This window comes from Streptomyces soli, assembly GCF_003999195.1.
GTDB lineage: Bacteria > Actinomycetota > Actinomycetes > Streptomycetales > Streptomycetaceae > Actinacidiphila > Actinacidiphila soli.
Genome location: NZ_RJVR01000371.1, coordinates 1 through 4,707 on the forward strand (window position 1 = coordinate 1; position 4,707 = coordinate 4,707).

General features: G+C 67.6%; 4 protein-coding genes. All 4 read right to left on the reverse strand.

Annotated features, from left to right (window positions below; translation table 11 throughout):
* Positions 1–1,967: 1,967 nt before the first annotated feature.
* Entirely contained in the window at positions 1,968–2,549 is a 582-nt protein-coding gene (locus EFK10_RS45610; RefSeq protein ID WP_127361520.1) for an NUDIX hydrolase, read from the reverse strand.
* An 8-nt stretch (positions 2,550–2,557) separates the two neighbouring features.
* Positions 2,558–2,995 carry a hypothetical protein gene (locus EFK10_RS45615; protein ID WP_127361521.1) on the reverse strand — a complete coding sequence of 146 codons (438 nt, stop codon included), beginning with the start codon at positions 2,993–2,995 and terminating at the stop codon, positions 2,558–2,560.
* Between the two features lie 54 nt (positions 2,996–3,049).
* Positions 3,050–3,295, reverse strand: a complete 246-nt coding sequence (locus EFK10_RS45620) for a GntR family transcriptional regulator (RefSeq protein ID WP_127361522.1) — start codon at positions 3,293–3,295, stop codon at positions 3,050–3,052.
* An 896-nt stretch (positions 3,296–4,191) separates the two neighbouring features.
* Positions 4,192–4,617 (reverse strand): hypothetical protein, encoded by a 426-nt coding sequence (locus EFK10_RS45630; RefSeq protein ID WP_127361524.1) that lies wholly within the window; start codon positions 4,615–4,617, stop codon positions 4,192–4,194.
* Positions 4,618–4,707: the final 90 nt, after the last annotated feature.

Consider the following 4,707-nt stretch of genomic DNA (forward strand, 5'->3'; position numbering starts at 1 on the left):
CATCGCCGATCGGGCAGCCGCCGAGGAAGTGCGCGGTGAGCGGGGTGCCCATCAACTCACCGACATTGCTGCCCGCGAAGCCGTTGATCTCCTCGGCGCAGCGTGCATGGCGACATGGTGGTCCGCGCCGATGGCCGCCGGCACATAGAAGACGCTCAAAAGCGGCGCAGCCGCTCCGCCCCAAGATTATGGGGAATTTTTCAGGCCCGAGAATTCCCGGGCGCTGCGCCCGGGAATAAGGGTGCGGCTTGTCAAAGTCACCAACGGTGTCGGCCCGGAGCAGCAACTCCGGCCGAACGCTTCACCAGCCGCCGCTCCATCTCAAGGAGCACTCCCAGGGTACGGCAGTCACGCCCAGGTTCGGCCAGCTGCCGCCGTTGCCGCCACGGCCCGCCAGCCGGGCCGCCACATCCACGGCCCAGCGCAGCGCCCGGTCGGCCTCCCCGCAGACCGCCGCCCAACCACACCACCCACCACACACCACCAACCCAGGCACAGAAGGGCAGGCAGACGAGGGGAAGTCAGCACGGCGCAAGCCCCGAACAGGGTTGCTGAGCAGGGAAAACGTCGACTCACCGTGAAAAGCGCCGCAAGCGATGGCGCAAGGAATGGTGCAAGGAATGCCGCAAGCAATGGTGCAGGTAATGGTGCCAGAGCGGTAAAGAGTACGATTATGAGTGCAGGAAAGAGCGAACGGCAAGCCTCTCGAATCGTCGGCCGGAGCGGCAACTCCGGCCGACGGCTCCAACCCACCAAGGAGTCACATTGGCAGTCACGAAGTCGCCCAGCCATCGCCGGACCAGCACCCCGGAGGAGCGCGCCGAGAAGCAAGCCGCCCAAGTCGCCGCGCTTAAGGGGCAGTTCGACGCGGCTGTCTCCCAGTTGTCTTGGCGCTCGAGGGTGTCCGCTCCCCCCAGCTGCTGGCAGCGCATGCAAGTGTCTTCTTCATGCACCCGGGCGGACAGCCAGTATGCGCCGGTAAGCCGGGCAGGAGGAGCCGAGCCCCCCGCACCAGCGGACACGCGCACCGCCGCGGGATTCGTGAAGGGGCTGCGCACTCGACGACGGCGCCCGCCGGCAGCAGCGTGGCGCGACCGGGCGACCGCCTGCGCAAGAGTTCCGCCGCCATTGCGCAGCGCGGCAGACGGCGATCGGACCGGAACCGCGGCCGTTGCGCAGTTCCCGTGTCGGGCTGCGCAGTCGGCCTGCGCAATCGGTCGCCGAGGATCACGGCGCGCGGCATTGCGCAGCACGTTGCAGGACCCGATCAGGACGGGGACCGGCGGCCGGGGATGGCCGTTGGCGGCCGCCGTGCGGGACGGTGAGCGGGCATCGGTGGAGTTCGCGGGGGCGGTCAGTTCGGCCGATCAGCCTGGTGAGTCTTTCCGGCGGCCGGACGGGCCGTGGTGAGTTCCGCCGCGAGCCGTGGTGAGTTTCTGCTGTAGGCGTGGTGTGTCGCTCCAAGGCTGTGGTGAGTGCGGAAATTTCTCGGATCCCGGCCCGGTCCGCATCCACCGCAGCTCCCTGGACGGGTGGGTGAAAAGGGCCTGTGACCAGGCATGGTGAGTGGCGGCGCCAACTCACCACGGGGGGGCGCGAACTCACCAAGGGCGCCGTGGCCGAACCGTGATCGCAAACGGGTTCTGGTGGTGAGCGAATCGGTGAGCAGTGCGGGGCTCCATAGGGGCAACAGCCGTTTTCGCCCCTCACCAGGAGCCCCTGCATGCCCACCCAGACCCACGAAGACAACACCCGGGGCCGCCTCTACCCCCCGGCCACTCCACACTCCGAGCGCTTCCCTCGGAACCCTGAAGACCGCACGCCGAAGGGTCTGTCTCGCCCGGATCGGCGTGTGGGCAGCCGTGGCCGCCGGCCCGCTGGCGCTGGCCGTCGCGTGCGCAATGCCCCGCACCGTCGTCTCCACTGCGCAGCCCAAGACCACCGCACCCTCCAGTTCGGGGGCTGCGCTACCCCAATCGCATGTGGTGGAGCATGAGCAGTGCGGCGGCTGCGTTGGATGCCCGGATCTCCCCACGCGCCACAAGATCGGGGATGTCCTTGAGCGAGACCCATTCGCGGCGCTCGGATTCGAAGTCGTCTTCCGGGTGGCCGACGTACTCGGCACCCTCGGACCAGTAGACGTGATGCCGGGCATCGGACAGACCGTTCGAGGGCTCGACGGTCAGCAGATGGCGAAGCGGGCCGGTGGGTCGCCACCCCGTCTCTTCGAGCATTTCGCGGGCGGCTGCTTCTTCGAGATCTTCGCCGTCCTCGACCATTCCGGCGGCGATCTCCCACCCCCATGAGTTCGGGATGAAGCGGTGCCTCCAGAGCAGCAGCACTTCGTTGTTCTCGTTGACGGCCGTGGCGAGGGCGACGGGCCGCTGCCGGATCAGGAAGTGGTCAAGGTGACGGCCGTCGGGCAGCTCCACGTCGGCGAGATTCACCCGCAGCCACGGGTTCTCGTACACGGTGTGCTCGCCCAGGTTCTTCCATACCGACACGTGCCTGCCGCCTTCCGCGCTTGGGTCTCGGCAGTATCCCAGCATGGACCGGCCTACAGCGGAACGCGAAGCGTCTCGTCGATCAGTTCGGCCGCGTCCCGTGTGACCACGCTGCCATGCCCGGTCAGCGCCTGCCGGACGGAGACAAGCCGGTCCCTTAGCCGCTGGGACTCCATCCCCTGCACCTGCTCCACCATGTCGACAGCCGTAGCGGCGGCCTGGTCCCCGTCGCCGCTGCGGAGCTGGACGTTGGTGAGCGTCGCAAGGCGGTGAACCCGGCCACGGGCATGAGCCTGGGTGGGTACCGCTTCGAGGGCGTATTCCTGCGCGGGGTTCATGTCGCCGAGACTCATCAGCGCTTCGGCAAGCTGCGCCTCGACAAGCCCCGACTGAACGTATCCGGTCTCGGCGGGCTCGTCGTCCCGGCGGATCTGTCCGGCGGCGGTCTCCGCGAGCAACATGCAGCGGTGAGCGCTGGCATGGTCGCCCATGCGGGCGGGTGTTTTGTCAAACCATCAACGAGAAATCGCAGCTCAGCGGGGCTGTCAGCCTTCGGCGCTCGGTAGCTCGTCCACCACGAACGAGCCTTGCCCCAGCACAGTCCTGAGCCTGCCCTCAGCGCGGAGCACCGCTACAGCCTTCTGAACCGTGGACGCTGCCACGTCGAATTCAGCGGCAAGGTCCACCACGGCGGGGAAGCGCTCACCGGGGGCGTACGTGCCCGCGTCGATCCGGCGGCGCAGCTCGTCGGCAACCTGAGGCCAAACAGGCTTGCCACGGTCAAGATCCATGATCCGAGCATGCGCGGATTTGCGTGATCCCGCGACCGCGAATGCGCGAATGCGCGTATCCTCAACGATGGAAAGACCCCCGCGACCGCGCTAACGGTCCGGGGGCGTGGCCAACGCTTTAAGGGAGCGTCAACGTGCGAAAGCTTATCGGGTGGCTTGTCGCCCTCCTCCTTCCCGGCACCGGCAACCGGCGGGGCAACGCCGCACCGCCGGTGACGCCGACCGCGCCGCCCAACGCACCGACTGCGCAGGGTAGTTGGGCATCCTCGAAGCTCCGAAGTGTGGACGTGCTCAGGGGTGAAGACGTCCAGCTCGTCCGGCCGTACCTGATCGCGTTCGAGCAACGGCGAGAAGCACAACGGCAGTTGGAGCGACGTACGGCGCTCGTCTTGGCTTCGTGCGGCATTGACTATCAGGCGGTGTCGGCATGAACCGGCAGCCGTGCGGAGTGTGCCTAGCGCTCATCGCCCAAATCAAGGACGCGAAAGCGGCAGGGTCCAAAGTTGGGGAAGCCGTTGCCCGCGCGGAACTGTCCAACTGCGCGCATCCGCGCCGATACCGGCGACGCGTTCGCCACAGCGGGTGAGAGCGTGGATCAGGACACGCCGCTATTGACGCTCCGCGTATCGCGGGACTCAGGCAAGTCATGGAGCCGGACAGCGGAGTTCACAGCGAAAAGCGACCTAGCGCCGTTGATCTCGTCAGCGTGGCCACCTTGCGAATGTCCCCGGTGCCTTCCCCGGCGGGCACGCGAGGATGCCGACACAAGGCGGATGCTCACTGAACGGCCGTAGACGGCCCTAGAACGACGAAGAGCCCCGTTCCTCCCAGCGAAGGGCGGATTCCAGGGATCGTCGCAACACTCTGCGTGTTGCGACGATCCTAGAGGCTGCTTGTCAGGGTACGGTCTGGTCGAGTCTCAGCTCGGTGAGGACCGCAGCGTGGTTGCGCCGCGCCGCCGTCGCCCGTCCCTCCACCTCCGTGATCGGCACCAGCACGGTCACGGCCGCCCCCTGGGCCGCGCTGTCGAGGACCTTCGCCCACTCCTCGGAGGAGAGGGTGATCACCTCCTGGTGATTGCGCGCCGGCCAGCCATCAACCGCGCCGAGCCGCACCGCGGTCAGCTGGGCCCGCAGGTGCAGCTCCCCGCCTGCGCGGGCCTTCTCCAGGCCCTGCAGCTGTGCGTCCGTGAGCGCCACCTCGAACTGGTAGGAGCGCCACTGGTCGTGCGCGCCGACCGGCCAGGGGTGCACCATCTGCCCAAGCCACCCCGACACCCCTGGTAGTTCAGCAGCCCACAGCTCACCCGTCAGGGCAAGCATTCAGGGGCTAATCGGAGCGTGATGGTGACGGCTGTGTGTGACGCTGTGTGAGGTTGCTGCTCTGGTGTGGTTGGATCAGGCCGTGCCTGA

Excerpts from the sequence above, each read along its gene's own strand:
- EFK10_RS45610 (WP_127361520.1), bottom strand. The coding sequence starts at position 2,549 with ATGCTGGGATACTGCCGAGACCCAAGCGCGGAAGGCGGCAGGCACGTG.
- EFK10_RS45620 (WP_127361522.1), bottom strand. The coding sequence starts at position 3,295 with ATGGATCTTGACCGTGGCAAGCCTGTTTGGCCTCAGGTTGCCGACGAG.
- EFK10_RS45615 (WP_127361521.1), bottom strand. The coding sequence starts at position 2,995 with ATGGGCGACCATGCCAGCGCTCACCGCTGCATGTTGCTCGCGGAGACC.
- EFK10_RS45630 (WP_127361524.1), bottom strand. The coding sequence starts at position 4,617 with ATGCTTGCCCTGACGGGTGAGCTGTGGGCTGCTGAACTACCAGGGGTG.